Below are 26,181 nucleotides of genomic sequence, written 5' to 3'. Positions count from 1 at the left end.
AAAAATTGTTGGAGGTAATATGATTAAGACTGTAAAAGATGTAAATTTAAAGGATAAGCGCATAATAATGCGTGTCGATTTTAATGTTCCTATGAAGGACGGTGTAGTGCAGGATGATACGCGGATTAGGGCGGCTCTTCCTACAATAAAATATATATTGGAACAAGGAGCAAGAAGCCTTGTTTTGATGAGCCATTTGGGCGATCCTTCAAAAGATGCAAAAAAAGCCAAGGAAAAGGCCGAAAAAGACGGAAAACCCTTTGATGAGGAAGCTTATATTAACGGAAAGCACAGGATGAAACCTGTTGCAGAATATTTATCCGGCCTTCTTAAACTTCCTGTTGATTTTGCTCCTTCCTGCATGGGACAGCTTGAAAGGGTAAAAGCTCTCCCTCAGGGCGGGATCCTCATGCTTGAAAACACCCGCTTCCACAAAGAAGAAACTTCAAAGGAAAAGGCCGAACAGCAAATCTTGGCAAAAGAGCTAAGCTTGTACGGCGATATCTATGTAAATGACGCTTTTGGAACGGCTCACCGCTCTCATGCTTCTACAGCCGAAATTGCAAATTTTGTCAATACAAGGGTAGCCGGCTTTCTCATGGAAAAGGAAATTAAATACCTTGAGCCCATGTTAAATAATCCTGCAAAGCCCATGACGGCAATTATAGGAGGAGCAAAGGTTTCTTCTAAAATCGCTGTCTTGGAAAGCCTTTTAAAAAACGCCTCTTCTTTAATTATAGGAGGAGGAATGGCCTACACCTTCTTAAAGGTTCAAGGAAAAAAGATAGGTAAATCCCTATTTGAAGAAGATTTTATGGATACTGCTAAAAATCTTTTGGATAAGGCTGAAAAACAGGGTGTAAAGATAATCCTTCCTGTTGACCATATCTGTTCCGAAACCTTTTCTCCCGATGCCGAAGCGGTTTTGGTTGAAAGCACCGATATTCCGGATAATCTTATGGGAATGGATGTAGGGCCTAAGACCTTGGCTCTTTATAAAGAGATTATTTTGTCATCAAAGTCGATTGTCTGGAACGGACCTGTAGGCGTTTTTGAGTTTGAGGCCTTTTCAAAAGGAACGGAAGAAACTGCCCGCCTTGTAGCAGCTGCAACCGAAAAAGGAGCACTTACAATTGTAGGCGGAGGTGATTCGGTTGCTGCCGTAAATAAGTTCAATCTTGCCGATAAGATGAGCCATGTTTCTACCGGCGGCGGAGCATCCCTCGAATTCCTTGAGGGGAAAATTCTCCCTGGTATTGAGTGTCTTGATACTATTTAATTTTTAATGAGAGATAGTAAAAGGACTTTTTTTTCTATTTTTCTCTTGATTTTTCTTTATTTAAAAGCTTTTTCTGCGGGCGTTTCGGTTACAGATGCCGCAGGAAAGCTTGATCTTGATATTTCGTGGGATCCTCTTTCTCAAGAGCTTATTTTTATGAAGGATAACTCTCAGGTCAGCTGCAAAATAGGGGAAAGTCTTATAATTTATGATAATCAAAGGCCTGATTTTATTTCTCCTCCCTATCAAAAAGACGGACTTACCTTTATAAGCGGTGAAATGTATAAAAAGCTTGAAACTTTTTTTTCGGTTCCTCAAAAAGAAACAAAGTATAGGGTAGGGGTTATCTTGATAGATCCGGGACATGGCGGAAAAGATCCCGGTTGTATCGGTTCTTATGTTGAAAATAAAAAAACAATAATACTAAATGAAAAAACGGTAGCTTTAAATGTAAGTTTAGACCTATACAATATGCTAAAAAAAGCTTATCCCGATAAAAAAATTCTTTTAACCAGGGATAAGGATGTTTATCCAACCCTTGAAGACAGGGTAAAAATGGCAAATTCGGTAAAATTGAAAAAAAATGAAAGTATTCTCTATGTTTCCGTTCATGTAAATGCCTCTCTTAATTCCAAGGCTGCCGGTTTTGAAGTTTGGTATCTGCCTCCGGAATACAGGCGTGAAGTAGTGGATAAAAACACGGTTCCAAAAGAAATTCATCCAATATTGAATTCGATGATGGAAGAAGAATTTACGATGGAAAGTATTTTAATGGCGCAAAATATTTTAGACGGTTTGGATGCTCAAATCGGAAAAAAAAGCCCTAATAGGGGAATACGCGAAAATCAGTGGTTTGTGGTGCGTAATGTTAAAATGCCCAGCGTTTTAATTGAATTAGGCTTTATCAGCAATAAAACCGAAATTAAGCTTTTAAATTCTCCCGACTACTTGAAAAAATGCTCCTTGGGTATATATAATGGTCTGTCTGCTTTTATAAGCAATTTTGAAAATAATTGATTTCGGGGTATGTAATGAATTACATAAAAACAAAGATTATTTCGGCTTTTTTATTAGTTGTAATAGTAATCATAGTATTTTTTACATCTTTTTTAAATGAAAAATATAATCGGTATGTTCTTTTTTTTAAAAATTCGATAACCGGTAAAATTGATACGGAAATACGATATGTTCAGACACAAGATATTCAGGCTCAAGAATCTTCCTTTTTTGAAGAATTAATGCTTGGTCCTGTAAATCATCTTTGTTATTCTTTTGTACCTTCAGGAACTAAACTCTTATCCTGCTTTGTAAAGGATGGTATCCTATATGCGGATTTACCATTAGTCTTTGTAGAAAATATAAGACCCGAATTTGATTCGGATGCGATTAAAGAGCTCCTAGAGAAGAATATATTTACCAATTGTAAGACTCTTCAGGCCGCCTGTATTTTTGTAGAAGGTGTGGAGATTTACGAATTATTAAAAAAATAACATTAAAATCATAAAAAAAGTGTTGACAAAATTGAATTATTACGTATACTTATAGTAACAGGGCATAAATTAAGTGCATAAAAGGAGTTTTTGAATGAAAAAAACATTTATACTTGTGGCTATGGCTTTCCTTTTGATGGGAGCCGTTGCAGTTGCTGAAGAAGCGATTATTGTTGATTTCGCGCTGTTGAATGCCGATATTATCGCAGATTCTAATGGTAAGATGACACAAAACCGCCGTACCGTTATGGATTACGGTGCAGTTGCCGGAGCTTCTTATACAGATGAGCAAAAAGCTTTGATGAGATCTTCTTTGGCTATCGAACAGTGGGAAGTTAAATTGAATTCTTCTTCTCAAAATCCTGTTTCAGTTGCTGTTTCGACTGTTAAGGAAGCTGAAGTAAGAGCTGAGGGAGATAAATTCGCCGGACAGAAATTGATGGGTGTTCATATTTTATTCCCGACTTGGGCAAATAATGCCAATGCAGAGATTAAACCTGCTTTTTTAATTCCTGCTTATGAAAAAATGGCTCAGGTTGATGATCAGGGTAATATACAGGATCCGACCGATGAAGACAAGGCCTCAGGAAAGTCCAGATTTGAAGAAGGCTATGGTGTTGTCCGAAATACAGGCGTTATCAAGGCAATTGCCGTAAATACTTATGGTATGAATTATCCTCATGGTCTTTATGTTGTTCTTAGAGATCAGAACAATGTAACAAAGAGATACTTTATGGGTTATCTTTTGTTTGACGGATGGAGAGAAATGATCTGGAATAACCCCTCATATGTTTCACATGTAAAGGCAAGAGAATTGAGGCTTTATCCTGTATATCCCGTAGCTCTTCCTCACGTTGCCTTTGAAGGATTCCTTGTTACACGTGATGCAGCTCATGACGGCGGCGATTTCGTAGGTTATTTTAAAGATGTTAAAGTCATTTATGACAAAGCAGTATTGACAACAGTACGTGACTTTGCTGATGAAGACATCTGGGGTATTCAAACTGAAAGAGATATGAAGCGAAAGAAGATTGAGGTTCAAAAGTTTGGACATACTCAAGTTTTACGCTTCCTTGAACAAGAGAAGTTGGCAACTGAAGAAGGATTCACTCCTTCAGAAGGTTCCGAAAAGAAACAACAATAAGTCTTAACAATTTAAAATAAAAGCGGTCGAGGCGACTCGGCCGCTCTTTTGTTGATGTCCTGTTTATTTTTATCGTGATATGTTGTCTGAAGACTTACCTTGGATCCCTAAAAAAGAAAAATTGAGGGAATTGTATAATTCTTATGTTCCTCATCTAAATGTGCTGATAGTGCGTATAGAGGAATTTTTGCGTTCCATAGTTAAAATATCATCTGCCCCTACTTATAAAACGAGAGTTAAGAGTTTTGGGAGTTATTATCTTAAGCTTTTAAAATTCCCGCCTAAAGAAGATACCGGTGATTTGCCTGTTCTTACGGATATTATGGGCGTGCGTATAATATGCCCTTTTTTACAGGACATAAATGAAGTTGAGCAGATTTTGCTAAAGAATTTTAGCATAATAGAGGTAGAACGGAAGGGATCGGACAGAACCTTTAGAGAATTCGGATATGAATCGGTCCATTTTTTGATTGAAATACCGGAAGAATTTAAGGTTGGTCTTGTTTTACCTAAAAAATTGATTTTTGAGATACAGCTTAGGACAATTCTACAAGATGCTTGGGCGGAGGTTGAGCATGAACTTGTTTATAAGTCTGAATTTTCTCCCTTTGATCAACCCTTAAAAAGAAAGCTTGCTTCGATAAACGCAAGTTTGAGTTTGGCTGATATTATTTTTCAGGAAATTCGCGATTATCAAAACAAACTTAATACTGAGCTTGAAAAAAGGCGCTTTGAATTTTATTCGATGGCTGATGAATATACTGCTCAAGTTTTACCTGAGACGGGTGCTGCATCCCATGATAGTATGGATCATGGTGAAGAACTTAAAGTTGCTGAGACAATTGATGATTTGATTTTAGCTGCAATTGAGGCTCACAATCAAAATCTTTTTGATAAAGCAGAAAAAATTTATACAAAAATAATTGCTCAACATCCTAATGATATAGTTCTTTCCGTTGTTTTTAAACATCGGGGTATGGCTTATTTTGCTCAGGCTAACTATGAAGCGGCTTATGAGGATTTTATGCAGAGCTGTAAATATAACTCTGCAAATTTTCGTTCTCATTATTATGTAGGAATTGCTTTAACCTTATTGAATCGAGATGATGAGGCTATAGACTATTTTACAAAATCTCTTGAAATAAATAAGTTTCAAGCTCATGTTTATTTTAGGAGAGCTTTATCTTATTTTAAGTTGGCATTATATCCTGAAGCTGCTAAAGACTTGGATTCTGCTTCAGATCTTGGCTTGGCTGAAGAAGATATAAAAAAATTACGTATAGCTATTGCAAAAAAAATTGATATGGTGTAATCTAAGCGGCTGTATTATGTCATATACAATAGTTTTAAATTAATTACGGAGGTACCTTAAGTGAAAAATCGATCTGCGATTAAAAGACATAACCAAAGTGAAGTTCGCCGAATGCGGAACCGCTCTACAAAAAGTGAAGTACGTACAACTGCAAGAAAGTATACTGAGGCTGTTCATGCTGCTAATGCAGAAACTGCTGCAGCCTTACTGCGCGAGCTCTCCAGTCAGCTTGATTCTGCTGCCCGCAAAGGAATTTTGACAAAAAATTCTGCTGCCCGCAAAAAATCAAGAATGCAGCTCTTGTACAATGCTTCATTTGCTGCTAAATAAGCAATTGAAAACCGCAAAACCTAAGGGGATTGCGGTATTTTTTTGTAGTTTATAAAATGAAACAAAAACATACAAAAATAGATATAATCGATTCTATTTACAGAAATAATCCTCAATATCAGCTTAAACAGGTTCAGGATATAATTAATTTATTTTTAGATGAACTTAGTCTTCTTTTAAAAAAAGGCGTGCCTGTGGAGATTCGCGGTTTAGGTTCCTTTGATTTTGCTGTTTTAAAGGAACAAGAAAATGCCAGAAACCCTAAGACCGGAGAAATGATTCAAACTCCGGCAAGGTGTAAAATAAGATTTAGACCCGGTAAGGGGCTTAAGGAATCCTTGCACATGATGGATGCAAAAGAGTTTATTACAGATGAAAAATAAATTAATTTTTTTTGTTCAAAACCTTTTACTTTCCGTTTTAGGTGCCGTTTTTTTTGCCTTATCTCATCCTAACTATTTGATTTTAAATGGCTTGCCTTTTTTGGCATACATAGCTCTTGTTCCCTTTTTTTTATTGGTTAAAAGAGTCAATTTTAAATTTTCTTTTTTATGGGGTGCATTTTCCGGAGCTTTGTCATATTTTATCTTTAATTTTTGGATAATATTTTTTCATCCTGTAGCTATTTATATAATAATTGCAAAATATTCTATCATGTACGGGATCTTATTTTTTATATTAAAAATATTTGACTCTTATTTTCCAAAATACTGTTTTTTTTATCAAACACTGGCTTGGTCTGCTTTTGAATATATAGGTACATTAGGTTTTTTAGGATACTCTTACGGCCTTATAGGCTATACTCAATGGCGTTTTCCTCTTTTAATAAGAGCCTCTTCTATTTTTGGTGTTTGGGGAATTTCATTTTTAATTGTTTTCTTTTCAGCTTGTATTGCTGCAATAATTTTTGATTTTTTTGAAGAGAAAAAACTCCTGCAAGTGTATTCAAAATATCTTATGATTTGGCTGGGAGTTTTTTTTGCATTCCTTTTGTACGGAGCTTTTACAAATATAGATCTTGCAGAAATTGAGAAGACAAGGATTGCCCTTGTTCAGCCTAATAGAGATCCATGGCTTGGAAATTTGGAAGTTTATAGAAATAATTATGAAGAACTTAAAAGCTTATCTGAAAAAGCTCTTAAAAATTATCCGGATATCGAATTAGTAGTTTGGCCGGAGACTGCTTTTATTCCTATGATAAGGTGGCATTATAAATATACTTCAACCTCTAATCCTAATTCTCTTTTGGTGCGGGAATTGCTGCATTTTTTGGATAATCAAAAGGTTCCTTTTTTAATAGGAAATGATGAAGGGGTTTTGGATGAAAAATTTTCAGATAACAACTTTGATAATCTTGAGGATAAGAGACTGGATTATAATGCAGCCCTGCTGTTTATTCCGAATGTGAATGTGATGCCTCCTGAGCCTCAAGTTTACCGAAAAATGCGCTTGGTACCCTTTACTGAGCACTTTCCTTACCAAAAATTTTTTCCTGATTTTTATGAATTTTTAAAAGAGAATGATACTCATTTTTGGGAAAAAGGAAAGACTTTAAATCTGCTTCAATTTAAGAATTTAAAAATCGGCACTCCAATTTGTTTTGAAGATACATTCGGTTATATTTCAAGAGGTTTTCCAAAAAACGGAGCAAATATAATTATTAATCTTACAAACGATGCTTGGGCTCAAAGTGCTGTGAGTCAGTATCAGCATTTGTCTATGGCTGTTTTTAGGGCTGCCGAAAACCGTATACCCGTTTTAAGAGCCGCAAGTTCCGGTCAAACTGTCTTTATTGATCAAAACGGTAAAATAAGAAAAATACTTCCCCCGTTTACCAAAGATGTTTTAGTTGCGGATGTACCTGTCTTGACAGAATGTCCTAAAACGGTTTACTCTTACTTGGGAGATTTTTTCGGATTATTTTGTACAATAGCTTTAATTATGATTTTGTGTTTTATTATATTGAATAAATTTATTAAGAAAAACCGGAGGTTAAATGAAAAGAAATAAATATAAAGAGAAGAATATTACTGTTTTAGGAAAAGAAACCGTCTTTGACGGAGTTATGAAATTTTCAGAGGCCTTACAAATTGAAGGAAAATTTATAGGCGCTATTGATTCTCAAGGCTCTTTACATATATCAAAGAGTGCCGATTGCAGAGTGCAGTATGTAAAAGCCGCTTCCATCACTGTTGAAGGCTCTGTTGTAGGTTCGCTTTCTGCTGCAGATAAAGTCGATTTAAAATCAGGCTGCTCAGTGAAGGGAGATATTAGCGCAGGAAAGTTAAGAATAGCCGATAAGGTTTCATTTGAGGGTGCTGTCAGAATGATTAAAAACAACAGCTTTCCTGAAAAAAATTTTTTTTCTATAAAATCCGATCAGCTTAAAGAACAGCTTAGCCGTCAATAACCCCTAAGCTTTCATGAGAGGATATAGTGATTGATGTTGAGCTTATAAAGCGAGTCTTTTTTATTCTAAAGGAAAAAGATATTAAACTTATAACATGCGAGTCTTTGACCGGAGGTTTAATATCTTCGGAGTTTACAAAAATTCCTGGTACTTCGGAAGTGTTTTGGGGCGGTTATGTTGTGTACACGCCTCAGGCAAAAATTAACCTCCTAAATGTAAATCCTGAGACTTTAAAGAATTTTGGCCTTGTAAGTGTACAAACCGTGGAAGAGATGAATTTAGGTGCCGTTAAAAATTTTTTAAAGGCATCTTCAAAATCCATATCTGTTGTATCCATTGCTGTAAGCGGGGCGGCTGGACCTTCAAGTCTTGAAGGCAAGCCGCCGGGGACTGTCTGTATTTCTTCTGCTTTTTTTAATAGCAAAAATTTTGATCTGAAAATTTTAGATAATTTTAAAAAGGATTCCCTTATCTTTAAAACATCATCTTATGAATTTTTAGGTTCACGCGATGAAGTGAGAGAGGAAACTTTAAATAAGGCTTTTGAACATATTCTATCCTTAACTAAAAATTATGGATGATGTATCAGTCATTGACAATATACTTAAGTACTTCCTTATAAAAGTTTTATTCGTAAGGAATAACCTCGGTTCTCCACAAAATCATAAAATGAATAGCAGAGTCCTCGTATTTTGTACCCTTATACACATCCAATATGGTAATCTTAACATCTTCTTGTTCGGGTAAAAAACTTATGTCCACAGTTTGCGGGTGGGGTGTATCCTTTACGGTGAACTCTTTTTTCTTGCCGCTTGTAAGGCCCTCAACCGATATTTTTTTTATTCTTCCGTTTTCATCGTAAAGTTTAGGATTTGAAGCGGAAATATAACCGTTCATCAAGAGTATGTATTTATCATTACTGCTCTTCCATGTTTTTATAACAAAGGACTCTCCTATGCCCCAGCCCTCTACACCTTCTACCCAAGGGGTGTCTTCTCTCATGTCGCATAGATTTTCTATTCTGTACTCTCGTTTTCCTTCGACAAGATAAGAACTTACATTTTCATAGTAAAAATAAGGTGTTTCTCCTGTTCCTCCCATGGGAAAATTAGAAAAAAAGTCTGAAGCTTTTTTACCCTTGCTTGCAGGCAACATACCTAGGCCTATAACGGCATCCTCGTTTTCTCCCCAAGCTTTTTTTGCCAAACCCGTTAAAAGCATAAATTTATTGCCTAAATATTCTTTTGATTGAGGATCAAGGTTTGCATATAGGTCATCGGGCATATCGGCATCCAATTCAAATAAGGGAAACCTACCTATGTACTTTTTTTTGTAAGTATAGAGCTTTTTTACCTTTTCTTCTTTTGCATTATACCAGCTTATTTCGAGCTTGTTTCCTTTTTGAAATTCGATAAAATAAGAGACTGGAGGTCCGTCAGTATATCCGAAGCCTGCCAAATCAAAGTTTTGTCCTATTGCAAAACTACCCATAATTAAAAAAAGACATAAAAATAAGCTTTTTTTAAATAAACCGATCTTAGTTTTTAAAAGCATTTTCTTTTCTCTCCTTCATTGGTCTGCTCGTGCATAGATAAGTCCTACAACTTCAGTATTTTTCTTATCGGGAAACCAAATTTCAAGTTGTGTATTGCCGATATTTTTAGTAAAAAATTTGACTGTTATAGAAACAATATTATCTGAATCCTCTGTGACGGTAAAGTCAAATTTCTTTTTTTCGAGTTTTTTAATAATTTGTAAGTATGTATTACCTCTTTCGATAATAAGTCCCTTTACATCAACTCTATGAAAAATCTCGAAATTAATACCTATATATTCAAAAATACCGTCATTCGTGAGACTAATTATAAAACCATCATCCTCATACACAACATCGTATCTTCCCGGTTTATGCCTATAAAAGGTCGGCTTACCTAACTTTTTTTCAATATCTTCCTTGGTGTGTGCTTTATAAAATTCAAACTTTTTTCCACGCAATATGATGGGACCGTCATTGATTTTAACTTCACTAACGTCATTGGCATATATTTGTATTAAAAAAATACACAACAAAACACAAATAAAAATATTCTTTTTTCTTTTTAGAAACATTTTCTTTTTCTCCTTATCAATGAATAGTAGTTTTATTCATGAATAATATCCATATATAGTACTGTAACAAGCAGCACATGCTGCTTTTCATATTGTGAGCATACAATCGCTACGTTTACTTTTCCGAATTTTTTGCTGACAAATTCCATATCTATCATGGGATTAGAACCTGCTTGTTCATAAAGATTGTATGTGATCTTGAGAGCCTTTATTTTCTTTTGAATACTTTCATATGTATCACCTAGTTGTATTTTTAAATCATATATTATAATCGGATCTTTATCTTCTTTCATCATAAAGAATTCGAGCCCGCAAAAATAATTCTGACGGTCAAGTGTGAATACCAACCCTTCATCAGTATAAAAAATTTCAAGAAGTTTTGCTTTATTTCCAACTCCGTAAGCTTTACCTACTTTTTCTTGTAATTCTTGAGGCGTATATTGTTTACCCTGAATGAATTTTTGATTTCTAAAGATAAAGGGGGCATCGTTGATGATAAACTTTGCTTTTTCTGCAGCATTAAGAGTTGCTGCAAAACTACCCAGAATTAAAAAAAGACATAAAAATAAGCTTTTTTTTAATAAATCGATCTTTCTTTTTAAAAACATTTTCTTTCTCTCCTTAATAAAAACCAGAAGACAAACAGTAAGGCAGAATTCCTGCCAAACTGTTTATCATACTTTTTTATAAAAGTTTTATTCGTAAGGGATAACTTCGGTTCTCCACAAAATCATAAAATGAATGGCTGTGTCCTCGTATTTTGTACCCTTGTACACATCCAATATGGTAATCTTAACATCTTCTTGTTCGGGTAAAAAACTTATGTCTACAGTTTGAGGATGGGGCGTATCCTTTACGGTGAACTCTTTTTTCTTACCGCTTATAACACCCTCAACCAATATCTTTTTAATCCTTCCGTTTTCATCATAAAGTTTAGGATTTGAAGCTGAAATATAACCGTTCATTAAGAGTATGTATTTGTCACTGGTGTCATTCCATGTTTTTATAACAAAGGACTCTCCTATACCCCAGCCGTCTACACCTTCTACCCAAGGAGTGTCTTGTTCCATGATCGATAAATTTTCTATTTTATATTCTCTTTTCCCTTCTTTTGATTTTTCCACAAGATGAGAACTTACATTTTCATAGTAAAAATAAGGTGTTTCTCCTGTTCCTCCCATGGGAAAATCAGAAAAGAAGTCTGAAGCTTTTTTACCCTTGCGTGTAGGCAGCATACCGAGGCCTACAATACCGTCTTTATTTTCTCCCAAAGCTTTTTTTGCCAAACCCGTTAAAAGCATAAATTTATTTCCGTAATAGTTTTTTGATTCGGGATTAAGTCCTGCATATAGGTCATCGGGCATATCGGCATTCAATTCAAATAGAGGAAAGCGGCCTATATACTTTTTTTTGTAAGTATAGATTTTTTTTACTCTTTTCTGATTTGCATTATACCAGCTTATTTCAATCTCGTTTCCTTTTTGGAATTCGATAAAATAGGGGCATGGTACCGTATCCGTATATCCGAATCCTGCCAAATCAAAGTTTTGCCCTATTGCAAAACTACCCACGATTAAAAAAAGACATAAAAATAAGCTTTTTTTTAATAAATCGATCTTAGTTTTTAAAAGCATTTTTTTTCTCCTCATAAAAGTTTTTAATTAATTTTTTAAAACCGGACAGGCCGTAAAGACCTGTCCGGAAGACGTCACTAGTAAATAATTATATATCTACATGCCGTTTAGATGTTATGGTAACGTTGATATTTTCGGGAGTGATTCCTGTCAGCATATTCATAAAATCATCATGTGTGGACTGTCCTCCTGTTATGGACGAAATACATCCTGCAGACCAAGGATTAATCCATATTCTATTCCCGCCGTTTTTCGGTATAAAACCTTTTTTATATTCGGTAGCATGAAAAAGATAGTATTTGGAATTTATATCATCCCTAATATTTTTAGGAATGTTTGAATCCTTAGTTTGCAGTCTCAATGTATTTTGAAAACAATCAGAATTATATGTACCATCTGATTGCTTTGTTAGTTTTTTTGCCGTAAGATAATATTTGCCGTCAGGTAAGGTCATACCTTTATGCTTGTCAGCGAATGCCTTGCTTTCTGCATTAGCACCAACCATGTCCTGAATATTGCATTTTACAACCTGCCCGTTTGCTAACTTTACGGTTTCAATAGTCCGAACCGAATCGAATTTATTTCCGTAACCGTCATGCTCACGCTTAATCGAAATATCCATACCATCTACCTTAAAATCATCCAGAGTCACATCTCGGCCCTGTGTGTCATAGTCTACAATAATACTCGCAGGCTTATTTCGACGGAATTCAAGGATATCTCTTCGAGATGTGTGAGAAAACTCTGCCAAAGCAGCATTATCGGTACTACCTCTTTTACTTAACAGCAGATCTCTAGCTTTTGTTTTCGGAGAAACTTCAACATGCTCAGTTTGCCGGTGATTTATTTCGGCAGCATTTTTCTGCAATGCACTGTTTCCTGTATTTGCAGCTGATTTTATTTCATCATTTTTATCAATTCCCTTTGTTGAAGAATCATCAGCAAGTTTAATACCAAAGCTATTACCTATTTTTGTACCATCATTTGTACTGTTACTAGGATTAGGCTCAACCCGATTAGTATCTGTGGCGGTTAGTTTTTCATCTCTAACCGGCGGGGTACCCGGATTAGGCTCAATCGGGTTAGTATCCGTGTCGGCAGATCTTTCAGGTCTAACCGGCGGGGTACCCGGATTAGGCTCAATCGGGTTAGTATCCGTGTCGGCAGATCTTTCAGGTCTAACCGGCGGGGTGCCCGGATTAGCCTCAATCGGGTTAGTATCCGAGTCGTCCGGTCTTTCAGGTCTAACCGGATGTGTAACAGGATTAGGTTCAATAGGATTAGTATCCGTATTGACTGGTTTTTCCACTCTAACCGGCGGGGTATCCGGGTTAGGCTCAATGGGGTTAGTATCCATGTCGGCCGGTCTTTCAGGTCTAACCGGATGTGTAACAGGATTAGGTTCAATAGGATTAGTATCCGTATTGACTGGTTTTTCCACTTTAACCGGCGGGTTACTAGGATTAGGCTCAATCGGGTTAGTATCCGAGTCGGCCGGTTTTTCAGGTCTAACCGGATGTGTAACAGGATTAGGTTCAATAGGATTAGTGTCCGTGTTGACTGGTTTTTCCACTCTAACCGGCGGGGTCCTCGGATTAGGTTCGATCGGATTAGTATCCGAGTTGGCCGGTATTCTAGGTCTAACCGGAGGATTACTCGGATTAGGTTCAATAGGATTACTTATTGTATGACTATTTGATGCCCGTCCGGTTTTTGTATTGGGAATATTGCTTCCATTATTACCATTACCTATAGTCGGATTATCTAAATCTCTTAAGTAATAAGAATTTCTCCAATTTTCCATAAACTTCTCCTTAAGTTAAATTTTTTCCATGCATAGAAAATATGAAAGCTATAGGAAATCGATTACTTTTCCTCCTGCTTCCACTATATTATAGGTTTTTGTTAAAATCAAGACTACTTTTTTAAATAAATTTGGTTTACTTAAAAAGTCAAAGAAATATCCTGTATTTGCTTTCTAAAATAGTTTTAGTTGCCAATATTTATCTTGACAAAACTATATATAATATGTTACAACTGGATGACATGAGAGCCTTTTTTGTTACAATTTTTATTGTTTTGAGTTTTGCATTATTTTCCGAAGCCGATGTTAAAAATATGCATGAGTTTTCTTATGGAATAGAAGCCGATTTATCGAGAAAGGGTAGGCTGGAAGCTTTTTCGTATCTTATGAATTACGGTTTTTCCATTTCCAAATTTTCATCAGGGCTTGGAGTAAAAACCGGATCTGATTCTATTAGCGGAACTGTGTACGGAAAATATTCACCTCTTAAGCTTAAATATTTTTCCCTTGGTGTTCATGCTATATATAATTTAAACCTTTTTACCGGATACTGCATTGAAAATAATTTTTTGCTTGGAGCTAATCTTTCTGCCGGAAAATTGGATAAAGTTTTATTTTCTTTCGATATATCATATTTATTAAAACTTACGGGTTTTTATAAGTTATCTATCATACCATTAATAGATAATACATTAGCCTTATCATTAAAATTAGAAAGCCTTATCAAAGATAAATTTTTACTGGCATTTAAGATAGCTTCGTATAGTATGCATAATTATCCTTTGTTTTTTACTCCTATTTTCAGTCTTGAAACGGCATGGATTTTATCGCCTGAGATTAGACTGAATAATTTCTTTTCAGTAAAATATTCGGATATGTTTACCCTTACATCTTATCTTTCAAATATGATGATGGGTATTTCTGTTGTTTTTAAAATTCCACCTAAGAAGGTATAAAATGATAAAAAAAATAAAGCTGCTTGTTTATATAATTTTTGTATGTTTCGTTCTTATTTCTTGCGGACATGGTTTAAGTGAGTTTTTGTACAGACCTAATAGTGTTTCAGACAGAAGTACAAAGATAGTAGATTTGGCCCCCCCCCATACATTGCCTGCTTCAAAAAAATTTACATGTGTAATATTTACAGATATTCACTTTGGTGCCGATAGAAGACGCTATGATAAAGAATTTATTGACTGGTTGAAAGATAAAAAAGCTTCAAATAAATTTCCTTCTTTTATTATTTCAATGGGAGATATTGTTGAGCATGGAAAAGAAGAAGAGTATAAACAATATGTTTCTTTTGTAGCAGATATAAAAAAAATACAGGATGTTCCCGTATATACAGCCCTCGGAAATCATGACCTTCATAATTCCGGATGGCGACATTGGAAAAAATATATTTATCCCCATGTACCTTATTACCGCTTTAAAACTAACGAATTTTCATGGTACTTTATTGATTCAGGGGATGGAATGTTGGGAGAGCCTCAGCTAAGAAATCTTGTAGAAGAAATGAAAGCTGATCCGAATCCTAAATTCGTATTTTCTCATTATGCAATTTATGGAGGAGGTATTCCATATTTTGTTATGTTAAATACAAAAGAACGGGCAGTTTTGATTGATACCTTCTCAAGAAATAATGTAAAAGTCTTTTTTGCCGGCCACTATCATCCGGGAATGCTTATTTATAGCTATGGCACATTTTCGGAGTTAGTTGTAAGAAGTATTTTAAAATCTTCATCATGGGTTGAGCTTTCCATAGATGAAACTAATTCTTCCTTTTTAGTTAAAGAATATAAGTAAGTGAAACACATATAATACGCGCTCTTGACACTATAATCCCTATCGTATAATATTAGCCTTAATTGGAGGACTATATGAAATTGGTTTTGGTCAGACATGGTGAAAGTGAATGGAATAAGCTTAATTTATTTACAGGCTGGACGGATGTCGATTTAAGCGAAAAAGGTGTAGAAGAAGCAAAAGAAGGCGGAGCCTATTTAAAAAAAGAAGGTTTTGACTTCGATATTTGCTATACTTCCTATCTAAAACGGGCAATTCATACCCTCAATTATATTTTAAACGAGCTGGATAGGGAATGGCTTCCCGTTATAAAAACTTGGAAGCTGAATGAAAGGCATTACGGGGGCTTGCAGGGCCTAAACAAGGCGGAAACGGCCGAAAAATACGGAGAAGATCAGGTAAAAATTTGGCGCCGTTCCTTTGATATTGCTCCTCCCGTTTTGGAAGAAGGAGATAAGCGCTGTCCCTATTTACAGGAACAATACAGGGGTATTGAAAAATCAGAGCTCCCCTTGACCGAAAGTTTAAAAGATACCATAGCCAGAGCCGTTCCTTTTTTTGAAAAGACCATAAAACCTCAAATGCTCGAAGGAAAAAGGATTCTTATCACTGCCCACGGTAATTCCCTCAGAGCCTTGGTTAAATATTTTGAAAATTTAAGCGATGAAGAAATAATTTCGGTAAATATTCCGACCGGCGTTCCATTGGTTTACGAATTCGATAAAAATTTTAAGGTTCTTAGTAAACGCTATCTTGGAGATCAAGAAAAAATCAATGCAAAAATAAATGCAGTTGCAAATCAAGGAAAAAAGAAATAAGGTAAGAGTATAAAATGAAGCGAATTTTAGTAGGATGCATAAATCACGAGTCGAACAGCTTTAACCCCATTATTACGGGGATTGAAGACTTTGTTATTTTTAGAGGAGAAGAGGTTTTAACAAAGGGCTTAAAGCCCTATTATTCTTCTACGGGAATTATTGAAACCATTCAAAAATGGGGCTGGGAGGTAGTACCTGCCGTAGTTGCAAGAGCTGTGCCGAACGGCTTGGTTGATTATAATCTATACACCGAACTTAAAAAAGATTTTTTAGCTTATATAGATAAGGCTCTTTTGGATGCTCCGATTGACGGCATCTGTCTAGGTCTTCACGGTTCATTAAAGGTTCAAAACATAGGGCCTGCAGAAGGAGATCTTTTAAAGGCTATCCGTGAAAAACTTCCCCGTATTCCTTTAACGACAGCCCTCGACATGCATGCTACGGTAACCGATGATATGATTAGGTATTGTAACGGCATTGTAGGCTATAAAACAGCACCCCATATTGACTGCTATGAAACTGGAGTTCATGCAGCTGAGCTTTTAAAAAAGGCTTTGGACTCTTCAAATAAGCTTTGTATAGGAAGGGTAAAAATCCCAATGTTGGTAGCAGGCGAAAAAAGTGAAACTGCTGCAGAGCCTATGAAAAGCTTAATAGCTTCATGCGTTGAGGCAGAAAAAGAAAAAGACTTACTTGCTGCCTCAGTTCTTTTGGGCTTCCCTTGGGCAGACAGCAAGGATAACGGCGTAACCATAGTAACGACGGCCTTAAACGATCAAGGCCTTGCAGATAGGACTGCCTTAAAAATAGCTAAGGAATTTTGGGCCGAACGTCATAATTTTAAATTTAAGGTAGAGCATTATGATTCCTTTACTTCAATAAAAACCGCTATAGAATCGGTAATGCAAAATAAAGAAGGTCCTGTTTTTGTCTCGGATTCGGGGGATAATCCTACAGCCGGTTCTACCGGAGATTCTACAGAGTGCTTCGAAGCTCTTTTAAAACAAAAAGAAGCTTTAAAAGCTCTTCCCACAAAGGTGCTCTATTCGGGATTTTTCGATAAGGCTGCCGTTGAAAAATGCTTTGAGGCTGGGGAGGGAGCTTCCCTGGAAATAACTATAGGCGGAACATGGGATAAAATTAACGGAAAAAAGATTCCTTGCTCCGTAAGGGTCTTAAAACTTGTAGAAAACTACGGCGTTTATAATTCCCGTTTAGCCCTTGTTGAAATGGGAGATATAAGAATAGTTTTAACCTCAAATCACATAGGTTTTGGAGACGAAGAGCTTTTGCCTGCCCTAGATGTAAAAGCAGAGGATTATTGTATAGTTATCGTAAAGCTGGGCTATTTGGAGCCCTGTTTTCAGAGTATAGCAAAGAGGGCAATATTGGCGGAATCTAAGGGCTGTTCAAATGAGGTCTTGGAAACTTTAGACTATCCTCAAACTCCACGCCCAATATATCCATTGGATAAGGACATGGATATAAAACTATAATTTAAAATAGGTTGGTGTTATGAATAGAGAGACTGTGCTGCGCTTAGGAATAGATGTCGGTTCTACAACCGTAAAAGTTGTTGTCTTAGAGGATAACGGAACAATACTTTTCAGTAAATATCAAAGGCACAGGGCCGATATAAGAACGACTATTATATCAGTGTGCGAACTTGCTGTTGAAGCTGTCGAAAAAAAATACGGCGAAGATGTAGATCTCTCTCTCATTGTAACCGGATCGGGAGGCCTTGCCGTATCGCACTGGCTTAACATTCCCTTTATCCAAGAAGTAGTAGCATCTACCGCGGCTGTCCGTAAGATAATTCCTCAAACCGATGTTATTATAGAGCTCGGCGGTGAGGATGCGAAGATTACTTATTTTGAGCACGCGAATATCGAACAAAGAATGAACGGCACCTGTGCAGGCGGTACGGGCTCCTTTATAGACCAGATGGCAGCCCTCTTGGAAACCGATGCTCTTGGTTTAAATGAGCTTGCAAAAAATGCTCAAACCATTTATCCGATAGCCGCCCGCTGCGGGGTCTTTGCTAAAACCGATGTTCAGCCCCTTATAAACGAGGGCGCAAAAAGAGAGGACATAGCAGCAAGTATCTTTCAAGCTGTTGTAAGCCAAACTATTTCGGGCCTTGCCTGCGGTAAGCCCATCCGCGGAAAGGTAGCCTTTTTAGGAGGCCCCTTACACTTTTTAGATCAGCTAAGGCACAGGTTTATCGAAACCTTAAAGCTTAAAGATGACGAAATTATCACGCCTGAAAATTCCGAGCTTTTTGTAGCCATGGGGGCTGCCCTAAGTGCTGCAGGAGGCCTTAATATGTCTACAGTATCAAGCTCTCCCTTTAAGCCGGCAGTTCCATTGGATCTAAAAAAGGCTCAATTTAAAACATCCTTAAAAAAAGAAGAAAACAAAGCGCCTCTTATTTTTGAAGAAGAGCCTGCGGCTAAACCTCATTTTATAAAGCTTTCTCAATTTAAAAAAGATATTTATAAGATAGCATCTTCTGAGATGCCTGAGGTTCAGCGTCTTCCTCCTCTTTTTAAAAACGAAGAAGAACTTGAAAGTTTTAGAATAAGGCACGCAAAGGAGACGGCTCCCTCAGCCGATATTTTCGGTGCTTCAGGCCCCTTATTTTTAGGGCTTGATGCAGGCTCAACTACAACCAAGGCCGTTTTAATCGATGGGGACGGAAAAATCCTCTGGCGTTTTTATGATGTAAATGCAGGAAATCCCGTCGAGCTTGCAGTAAGGGTTTTAAAAGATCTGTACAAGATGCTCCCTCCAAAGGCATTTATAGCCCGATCGGTTTCTACCGGATATGGGGAAAGCCTTTTTCAGGCAGCTTTGGGTGTAGATTCAGGAGAGGTTGAAACAATAGCACACTACCGTGCCGCCGAATTCTTTTTACCCGGAGTGGATTTTCTTTTGGATATAGGCGGACAGGATATGAAATGCCTCCGCATGAAAAACGGAGCGATAAGCTCTATTCAGCTAAATGAGGCCTGCTCCTCAGGCTGCGGAAGCTTTTTGGACAATTTTGCCCGCTCCCTCGGAATGAGCATAAACGAATTTGCAACCAAAGCCCTTCTTGCCGAAAAACCTGTAGACCTCGGTACAAGGTGTACGGTCTTTATGAATAGCCGCGTTAAGCAGGCTCAAAAAGAAGGAGCCTCCGTAGGAGATATTTCTTCAGGCCTTTCATATTCCGTTATAAAAAATGCCCTTTTTAAGGTTATTAAATTGCGCGATGCCTCCGAGGTAGGAAGCAAGGTAATAGTGCAGGGTGGAACATTTAATAATGATGCGGTTTTGCGTGCCTTTGAGCTTGTTTCAGGTAGAGAGGCTGTCCGCCCCGATGTTGCAGGGCTTATGGGGGCTTACGGAGCTGCCCTCATTGCAAAAGACCAATGGCATGACCTTCAAGAAGAAAATCTTTCCGAAGAAACAATAAGATCGAACATTGCAGATATGGAAGGCTTGGAAAATTTTAAGGTAAAGCTTGACTTATTACGCTGTCCTAAATGCCCCAATAACTGCCTCTTGACGGTAAATACCTTCGACATATCCGGAGTAAAACGCCGTTTTATCACGGGAAACAGGTGTGAAAGGGGGGCTGAGCTTGATAAAAACAGCGGAGTTGAAGAATGTTCATCCCCTGCTTCCATTAAAGATAAAGAAAATGTAAATAAAAAAGATATTCCGAATTTATTTGACTGGAAATATAAGAGGCTTTTTAAATATAAGCCAATTCCTAAAAATGATGCACCCAGAGGAGAAATAGGAATTCCAAGGGTTTTAAATATGTATGAAAACTATCCGTTCTGGTTTACATTTTTTACGGATCTTGGTTTTTCGGTTAGAATTTCTCCGCGCTCCACACGGGGAACTTATGAGATGGGGCTTGAGTCAATCCCTTCCGAATCGGTGTGCTATCCTGCAAAGATTGCTCACGGCCATATCGAAGCCCTATTAAAGTTAGGAGTAAAAAATATTTTCTACCCCTGTATTCCATACGAAAAAAAAGAGGATGAGGGAGCCGGAAATCATTATAACTGTCCCATCGTTACAAGTTATCCCGAGGTCTTAAAAAACAATATTGATGTTCTCAGGCAGGACGCGAATATAATTTATCTAAATCCCTTTTTACCCTATTACGATAAATACCGTTTAATTGACCGGCTTTATCAAGAATTGGGTTCAAAGCTTTCGATAAGTTTTGAAGAGATAAGGGATGCCGTTAATTCCGCTTGGGAAGAAGAAAATAATTTTAAAAAAGAAACGGAAGAAAAAGGCGAAGAAGCCTTACGCTTAATCAAGGAAAAAAATCTAAAGGGTATTGTGCTTGCAGGCCGCCCCTATCATATTGACCCTGAAATTAACCACGGCATCCCTGAGATGCTCAACGGCCTAGGCCTTGCTGTTTTAACCGAGGATTCCGTAGCTCATTTAGGAAAAATAGAACGCCCCTTGCGTGTTGTAGATCAATGGAGCTATCACAACCGCTTATACAGAGCGGGAAATTTTACCTCAACTCAAGATGACTTGGAATTTATACAGCTTACCAGTTTCGGATGCGGCTTGGATGCGGTAACAGCCGATCAAGTACAGGAAATAATAGAATCCAAGGGAAAAATGTACACCCTTATAAAAATAGATGAGGGCTCGAATCTGGGGGCTGTAAGGATAAGGGTAAGAAGCCTTTTAGCTGCCGTTAAGGAAAGGAAAAGAAGTAAGCTCATTTTAAGCAAAAAATCGGCAGCCTATGACAGGATAGTTTTTCCAAAAGAGATGGAAAAGCGGTATACGATCTTAGCACCTCAAATGTCTCCCATTCATTTTGACCTTATAGGGGCAGCTATATCTCATTCCGGCTATAACCTTGAAATTCTTACCGAGATCAATCAAAACGCCGTCGAATACGGCTTAAAATATATAAATAATGATGCCTGCTATCCTGCAATCATAGTTGCAGGCCAGATGATAGCAGCTCTAAAGTCCGGCCGCTATGATTTACGCACTACGGCCTTAGCCATAACCCAGACCGGAGGCGGCTGCCGTGCAACAAACTATATAGGCTTTATAAGGCGTGCCCTCATAGATGCAGGCTTGGGCTTTGTTCCGGTAATAGGTATCAGTGCCCAGTCCATCGAAAAAAACCCCGGCTTTAAATTAAAGCTTCCTGTTTTGCACAGGGTCGCTCAAGCTATGTGCCTCGGCGACCTTTTAATGAGGGTGCTTTACCGTACGCGTCCCTACGAAAAAGTTCCCGGTTCTGCAAACGAAATATATAAAAAATACGCCGTTCTTATCAAGGATGCTCTAAAAAAAATGTCGGCCGGAAAATATAGGGAAATCATAAACGGCATTGTACATGAGTTCGATAATCTACCCTTAAAAAATATCAGAAAACCTAGGGTCGGTGTAGTAGGGGAAATATTGGTTAAATTCCACCCTGCCGCAAATAACGATATTTTCAGTACCATTGAAAGGGAAGGGGCTGAATGTGTTGTTCCCGATCTTTTAGATTTTTTCCTTTATTCTTCAGCTACAGGGATATATAAAAACACATATCTTGATAATTCCTTAAAAAAGAGGTTTATTTCTAAGGCAACTATTTGGGTAATGGAAAGATATAGAAAACCTATAAAAAAAGCCTTAAACAAGAGCAGGCGTTTTACTTCTCCTGAGAGCATATACAGATTAGCCGATTCGGTTGACGGAATTTTACAGCTTGGAAATGTTACCGGAGAGGGCTGGTTTTTAACTGCCGAAATGATAGAGCTCATTCATTCGGGTGTGTCAAACATCGCCTGTGTTCAGCCCTTTGCCTGTCTTCCAAATCATGTAACAGGAAAAGGAATGATAAAGGAATTACGGCGCCGTTATCCGGAGGCAAATATTTCGGCTATCGACTTTGACCCCGGCGCCAGCGAAGTAAACCAGCTAAACCGTTTAAAACTTCTCCTAGCGAATGCAAAACCCGGTCTACACCCCGATGAGACAAAAAAGTTTTAACTTTTTTTAAAAAAACTTGATAAAACCGGATAAGTGAAATATAATTATTAATATAAGGAGGTGTGATAAACAGTTCGGTACAAATGGTGCCTCTCTGTTTATCTGCCGAGTTTGCCTTTCAGGCAAACGTCGCATTATATTATGTGCTTTTTCACTTTGTTGCAAAAGCACTGAAAAACCTTTTTTCAAAAATTTGATAATTTTTTCAAAAAGTTTTTATGGGAGGTATGATAAAATAGTAAACAAACAAACGGTAATGTGATAAACTGAACTAAAAAGAAGTTCAGTGGAAACCAGGCAATAGTTCGTCATGTTTAGTGGAGGCAATGACCTCCGAATGGGAGAATGAAGAGCTTTTGCCGCATCATACAGTAGTCGTTAAAGACTGAATGGGAGATTGGAATATATTACCGAAAAGACTTTCCGCTGAAACACAAAGGGAGGGAGGTCGAAATGACATTTTTTATTGGTGTGGATTTGCACAAAACACAGTTTACAGTTCATGTAAGAACGGAAGAAAGGTCTGAAACCCTAAATCAGATAAGACAATATAAAACTGATGACAAAGGTTATGCCGACTTTATGACAAGAATAAAAGCTTACAAAGAAATCGGAGCTGTTGTAAAAATTGGAGTTGAATCAACAGGGAACACCCGTTTTTTCAAACACGAGGTAGAAAAGGCAGGAGCAGAAGTTACAGTCATAAATACTTTGAAGTTCAAGGTTATAACCGAATCTGCTAAAAAAACGGATAAGCATGATGCTTGTACAATTTCAGAGTTTCTATCAAAAGACATGCTGCCTGAAAGCTATCTTTGCAGTAAAGAGACTGAAAATATGAGGCGGCTTTTAAAGTCGAGGGAAAGGCTGGTTCGCTCGATAGTGGGACAAAAGAATGAAGTGCATGCTCTTTTGGTAAGCATGGGGCTAAAAGATGAAAGCCGGAGCCTGCAAAGTAAAAAAGGACGCCAGAGAGTTCTGGACGTCCTTGAGTCGAATAACGACAACGTGCTCGAGGCACAATCAGTACAACTGATGTTTGAAATTATAAGGCAAATGGAAGAAAGTGTCAAGATAATAGAAAAACAACTTACAGAATTGACAAAGGATGATCAAATGGTAAATCGTCTTTTGAGTATACGAGGTTGTGGAAAGATAACGGCATGGACCATAAGAGCCTATACTGAGGATATGGGAAGGTTTGCAAGTGCAAAAAAATATGCAGCCTTTTGCGGACTTGTTCCATGGGTGTCTGATTCTAATGAAAGTATTAGGCATGGAAAAATTACGAAGCGAGGCCCGCAGGAATTAAGAGTGAGCTTTGTACAATTGGTAATGGGTATAAGACGTTGCAAAGATACTGCCTGTTGGCGTTTAATGCAGCGTTATGAATATATGAAAACACATAAGGGCAGCGGAAAGTCAATCATAGCCGCTGCGAGGAAGTTGGCAGAGATTGTATGGGCAATGCTCAGCAATAAAGAAGATTTTGACTGTGAAAAGATGAAAGGAACATACAACCGTATGAATCTTGCAGTTTAATTTTTATCTGCCATCTATTTTAATTTTTTTTAAGAAAGTCGATTTTGTTTGTTGACTTTTTATGGGAGAAACAAAATGAAAAAATTAAGTTTTACCGTAGCGGCAGCTGCGGTTGTTGTTGGGATGGTTTTGCTTTGTACTTCCTGCATAAATATGTTGACATATTCCACGGGAACATATAAATGGTCAGCCGATAAAAAAACACTAACCATCACGAGCAATGTATCAACGTTCGAATTATGGTTTGCAGGAAGTGGCGTAAAAGAAGTTGAACTTAAAAAAAAGACGGTAAATAGTGTTGACTATCTTACAAACGGCAACCTCTATCTCGATGTAAGAGAAATAAATCCCGGCAGCGGTATTTGGGAGGGGATTTATTATCTTAAGGGTAGTGGTTTGCGTTATGTTTCGATTACGCTTGAAAAATACAGCAATCGCTGTAAGATTCAACCGAGCGGATTTAGAGACGATTCTAAAATTCAATTCCCGGAAGATTTAACGATAAAGGGATTTTTTAGGGGATCAGATCATGAGAGTAATCCTGAGGTAACTTATCTCTCCGCTATGCCGACATACGCTGACCAGTTTAGTAAAGCTATAGGATCCGGTTCGTTAAAAACAAAATGGATAGAGTATGAAGTTGAAACATTTGCAGGCTCCACGGAAAACACTAACGGCAATGTAACTACAACAACATGGAAAGGCTCATCGGAGTTCTTTATAGAAAATCCGCCCGTGGAGGAAGTTTACTACAAGAAAATTCTGACTAAAAACGGTTCAGGTGTTGTTACTTCCGGTAGATTTGAAATATTTATTAAAAAAGGCACGGTACTGCGCTGGAAAGATTTTAAGAAAAATTAACTTTCCATTTAATTTAATCATCCTTGCTATGCGGTAAGATTTTACTGCATAGCAAGGAATTTCTTATTAAGATTTCCTTAAAAAATTCTTAGCACCTGTTGCAATTAAATCCTCCCAGTGTGATTTTTCCACCTTCTTGACATTAGACCTTTTATTTTAGTACAATTGACAATTATCAAATTTGCAGCAATAAGGAGTTTGTTTTGACAAGAGATTTAGGAGTATTAAAAGGAATTTATCTTGCTCCTTACATGCAGGTTGCTACAGTCTTAATCGGAAAGGCCCGCCATGCAGGAGGAAATATGTTCCGGCATCAGGTAGATACTATGGCTATTCTTATAGACTACGGATATATCGACAGTGTTCTTTTAAAGGCATCGTTAATCCATGATGTTATTGAAGATATCGAAGATTTTAATGTAAACGAAATCTTAAACATAGATTCCGAATCGGGACAGGTTTATGAACTTGTTTTGGAGGTTACAAAGAAAAAGGGGCAAGAAAAGACCGAGTACTTAAAAAATATAATAAAAAACGGCTCGGAAAAGGCTAAAATTTTAAAATGTGCCGATAGAATAAGCAATATGATAAGTTTGGGCTTTGTAACGGATCCCGAATTTATTGAGCGCTATTGTAATGAAACAGAGCTTTATATTTTTCCTATAGCTTTGGAAGTTAATTTTGAAATGTACAAGGAGCTCATGGCCTTGGTTGTTTCACGCAGGCAATATTTGCTTGAATGCGGTTATCTCGAAGAAAGCGTAAAGAAAATGCGCAAGGCAAGGTAAAGGGGCTTATGATAAACAGTTCTGAAGAAATTCAGCCTCACTGTTTATTTTATTAAAGGGAGTATTTATGATTGAAATTTCAAATGTTTCAAAGGCCTACGGCTCTTCTAAAACAAAGGCTGTAGACGGTATTTCGGTAAATGTAAAAAACGGCGAAATCTTCGGTTTTTTGGGGCCTAACGGAGCCGGAAAGACTACTACAATTAAGATGATAACCGGAGTTCTTAATCCGGATTCAGGCTCTATAATCGTTGACGGTGTAAATATAGCTGAAAATTCAATGGAAGCTAAAAGAAGAATAGGCTATGTTACCGATAATCCTGAGCTTTTTTCTCAGCTAAAGGCTGCCGAGTACTTAAATTTTGTCGGCGATGTTTATTCCGTACCGACAGATCTTAGAAGAGAAAGGGTTGAGCATTATACTAAGCTTTTCGGGATAAACGATGCCTTAAACGGCAGTATCGGAAGCTTTTCTCACGGAATGAAACAAAAGCTTTTGGTTACGGCCAGTCTCTTGTCCGATCCTCCTGTTTGGATTTTAGATGAACCCATGGTAGGTTTGGATCCTAAATCCGCCTTTTCCTTAAAAGAAATTATGAGAGAAAGAGCCGATGCCGGAAAGGTCGTTTTCTTTTCTACCCATGTTATGGAAGTGGCAGAAAAACTTTGCGATAGGCTTGCAATTATAAATGCCGGTAAAATTATGTTTGAAGGCTCTTTACAGGAATTACGCGAAAAAAGGGGTGAAAATGCTTCCCTTGAACAGCTTTTTTTGGAACTTGTCGATGACAAACATTCTTCAATTTTCGGAAACGGAGATAACAACTAAA

The 26,181-nt window shown here is 37.3% G+C and carries 24 protein-coding genes; 19 read left to right on the top strand and 5 right to left on the bottom strand.

Annotation, left to right across the window (positions count from 1 at the left end; all coding sequences use genetic code 11):
• Positions 1 to 19: 19 nt before the first annotated feature.
• The 10 genes from E4N78_RS08170 to E4N78_RS08125 all read left to right on the top strand — a co-directional run bounded on the left by E4N78_RS08170 (position 20) and on the right by E4N78_RS08125 (position 8,546).
• Entirely contained in the window at positions 20 to 1,279 is a 1,260-nt protein-coding gene (locus tag E4N78_RS08170) for a phosphoglycerate kinase (protein WP_255810068.1), read from the top strand.
• A 6-nt stretch (positions 1,280 to 1,285) separates the two neighbouring features.
• Positions 1,286 to 2,296: an N-acetylmuramoyl-L-alanine amidase gene (locus E4N78_RS08165; protein WP_255810067.1), complete on the top strand. Its 1,011-nt coding sequence runs from the start codon at positions 1,286 to 1,288 to the stop codon at positions 2,294 to 2,296.
• 14 nt (positions 2,297 to 2,310) lie between these two features.
• A complete protein-coding gene (locus E4N78_RS08160; RefSeq protein WP_255810066.1) occupies positions 2,311 to 2,769 on the top strand; it encodes a GerMN domain-containing protein in 459 nt (152 codons plus the stop codon).
• A gap of 94 nt (positions 2,770 to 2,863) precedes the next feature.
• The gene (locus E4N78_RS08155; RefSeq protein ID WP_255810065.1) at positions 2,864 to 3,913 is read left to right on the top strand and encodes a flagellar filament outer layer protein FlaA; all 1,050 of its coding nucleotides are present in this window, start codon (positions 2,864 to 2,866) and stop codon (positions 3,911 to 3,913) included.
• Positions 3,914 to 3,992: 79 nt separating this feature from the next.
• On the top strand, positions 3,993 to 5,225 hold the full coding sequence (locus E4N78_RS08150; RefSeq protein WP_255810064.1) for a (p)ppGpp synthetase: 1,233 nt from the start codon (positions 3,993 to 3,995) through the stop codon (positions 5,223 to 5,225).
• Positions 5,226 to 5,285: 60 nt separating this feature from the next.
• Entirely contained in the window at positions 5,286 to 5,555 is a 270-nt protein-coding gene (gene rpsT, locus E4N78_RS08145; RefSeq protein ID WP_255810063.1) for a 30S ribosomal protein S20, read from the top strand.
• 56 nt (positions 5,556 to 5,611) lie between these two features.
• Positions 5,612 to 5,938 carry an HU family DNA-binding protein gene (locus tag E4N78_RS08140; protein ID WP_255810062.1) on the top strand — a complete coding sequence of 109 codons (327 nt, stop codon included), beginning with the start codon at positions 5,612 to 5,614 and terminating at the stop codon, positions 5,936 to 5,938.
• Positions 5,928 to 7,565 carry an apolipoprotein N-acyltransferase gene (gene lnt, locus E4N78_RS08135; protein WP_255810061.1) on the top strand — a complete coding sequence of 546 codons (1,638 nt, stop codon included), beginning with the start codon at positions 5,928 to 5,930 and terminating at the stop codon, positions 7,563 to 7,565. Before E4N78_RS08140 ends, lnt begins: the two co-directional genes overlap by 11 nt.
• Positions 7,552 to 7,965 carry a bactofilin family protein gene (locus tag E4N78_RS08130; RefSeq protein WP_255810060.1) on the top strand — a complete coding sequence of 138 codons (414 nt, stop codon included), beginning with the start codon at positions 7,552 to 7,554 and terminating at the stop codon, positions 7,963 to 7,965. Before lnt ends, E4N78_RS08130 begins: the two co-directional genes overlap by 14 nt.
• A 26-nt stretch (positions 7,966 to 7,991) precedes the next feature.
• Positions 7,992 to 8,546, top strand: a complete 555-nt coding sequence (locus tag E4N78_RS08125) for a CinA family protein (RefSeq protein WP_255810059.1) — start codon at positions 7,992 to 7,994, stop codon at positions 8,544 to 8,546.
• Positions 8,547 to 8,592: 46 nt separating this feature from the next.
• Here the strand turns inward: E4N78_RS08125 and E4N78_RS08120 are convergent, their stop codons facing one another.
• The 5 genes from E4N78_RS08120 to E4N78_RS08100 form a co-directional block, all read right to left on the bottom strand.
• Positions 8,593 to 9,519: an NADase-type glycan-binding domain-containing protein gene (locus E4N78_RS08120; protein WP_255810058.1), complete on the bottom strand. Its 927-nt coding sequence runs from the start codon at positions 9,517 to 9,519 to the stop codon at positions 8,593 to 8,595.
• 15 nt (positions 9,520 to 9,534) lie between these two features.
• Complete coding sequence (locus tag E4N78_RS08115) at positions 9,535 to 10,074, bottom strand: hypothetical protein (RefSeq protein WP_255810057.1); 540 nt, start codon at positions 10,072 to 10,074, stop codon at positions 9,535 to 9,537.
• Between the two features lie 32 nt (positions 10,075 to 10,106).
• On the bottom strand, positions 10,107 to 10,682 hold the full coding sequence (locus E4N78_RS08110) for a hypothetical protein (protein ID WP_255810056.1): 576 nt from the start codon (positions 10,680 to 10,682) through the stop codon (positions 10,107 to 10,109).
• An 87-nt stretch (positions 10,683 to 10,769) separates the two neighbouring features.
• The gene (locus E4N78_RS08105; protein WP_255810055.1) at positions 10,770 to 11,708 is read right to left on the bottom strand and encodes an NADase-type glycan-binding domain-containing protein; all 939 of its coding nucleotides are present in this window, start codon (positions 11,706 to 11,708) and stop codon (positions 10,770 to 10,772) included.
• An 88-nt stretch (positions 11,709 to 11,796) separates the two neighbouring features.
• A complete protein-coding gene (locus tag E4N78_RS08100) occupies positions 11,797 to 13,512 on the bottom strand; it encodes a hypothetical protein (RefSeq protein WP_255810054.1) in 1,716 nt (571 codons plus the stop codon).
• A gap of 224 nt (positions 13,513 to 13,736) precedes the next feature.
• Here E4N78_RS08100 and E4N78_RS08095 point away from each other — a divergent pair, with 224 nt between their 5' ends.
• The 9 genes from E4N78_RS08095 (at position 13,737) to E4N78_RS08055 (ending at position 26,180) form a co-directional block, all read left to right on the top strand.
• Positions 13,737 to 14,468: a hypothetical protein gene (locus E4N78_RS08095; protein ID WP_255810053.1), complete on the top strand. Its 732-nt coding sequence runs from the start codon at positions 13,737 to 13,739 to the stop codon at positions 14,466 to 14,468.
• Position 14,469: 1 nt separating this feature from the next.
• Positions 14,470 to 15,318, top strand: a complete 849-nt coding sequence (locus tag E4N78_RS08090; RefSeq protein WP_255810052.1) for a metallophosphoesterase family protein — start codon at positions 14,470 to 14,472, stop codon at positions 15,316 to 15,318.
• 74 nt (positions 15,319 to 15,392) lie between these two features.
• A complete protein-coding gene (gene gpmA, locus E4N78_RS08085; RefSeq protein ID WP_255810051.1) occupies positions 15,393 to 16,136 on the top strand; it encodes a 2,3-diphosphoglycerate-dependent phosphoglycerate mutase in 744 nt (247 codons plus the stop codon).
• Between the two features lie 14 nt (positions 16,137 to 16,150).
• Positions 16,151 to 17,632, top strand: a complete 1,482-nt coding sequence (locus E4N78_RS08080) for a M81 family metallopeptidase (RefSeq protein ID WP_255810050.1) — start codon at positions 16,151 to 16,153, stop codon at positions 17,630 to 17,632.
• 19 nt (positions 17,633 to 17,651) lie between these two features.
• On the top strand, positions 17,652 to 22,160 hold the full coding sequence (locus tag E4N78_RS08075; protein WP_255810049.1) for a 2-hydroxyacyl-CoA dehydratase: 4,509 nt from the start codon (positions 17,652 to 17,654) through the stop codon (positions 22,158 to 22,160).
• Between the two features lie 453 nt (positions 22,161 to 22,613).
• Positions 22,614 to 23,702, top strand: a complete 1,089-nt coding sequence (locus E4N78_RS08070) for an IS110 family RNA-guided transposase (protein ID WP_255810048.1) — start codon at positions 22,614 to 22,616, stop codon at positions 23,700 to 23,702.
• A gap of 75 nt (positions 23,703 to 23,777) precedes the next feature.
• Positions 23,778 to 24,563, top strand: coding sequence for a hypothetical protein (locus tag E4N78_RS08065; RefSeq protein ID WP_255810047.1), 786 nt, complete (start codon positions 23,778 to 23,780; stop codon positions 24,561 to 24,563).
• A 203-nt stretch (positions 24,564 to 24,766) separates the two neighbouring features.
• Positions 24,767 to 25,351 (top strand): nucleotidyltransferase family protein, encoded by a 585-nt coding sequence (locus E4N78_RS08060; RefSeq protein ID WP_255810046.1) that lies wholly within the window; start codon positions 24,767 to 24,769, stop codon positions 25,349 to 25,351.
• Between the two features lie 67 nt (positions 25,352 to 25,418).
• On the top strand, positions 25,419 to 26,180 hold the full coding sequence (locus E4N78_RS08055; RefSeq protein WP_255810045.1) for an ABC transporter ATP-binding protein: 762 nt from the start codon (positions 25,419 to 25,421) through the stop codon (positions 26,178 to 26,180).
• Position 26,181: the final 1 nt, after the last annotated feature.

Source organism: Treponema denticola, assembly GCF_024400535.1.
Classification (GTDB): Bacteria; Spirochaetota; Spirochaetia; order Treponematales; family Treponemataceae; genus Treponema_B; species Treponema_B denticola_C.
Note: the sequence above shows the minus strand (reverse complement) of the source record. Positions and strands in the feature narration are given on the sequence as shown.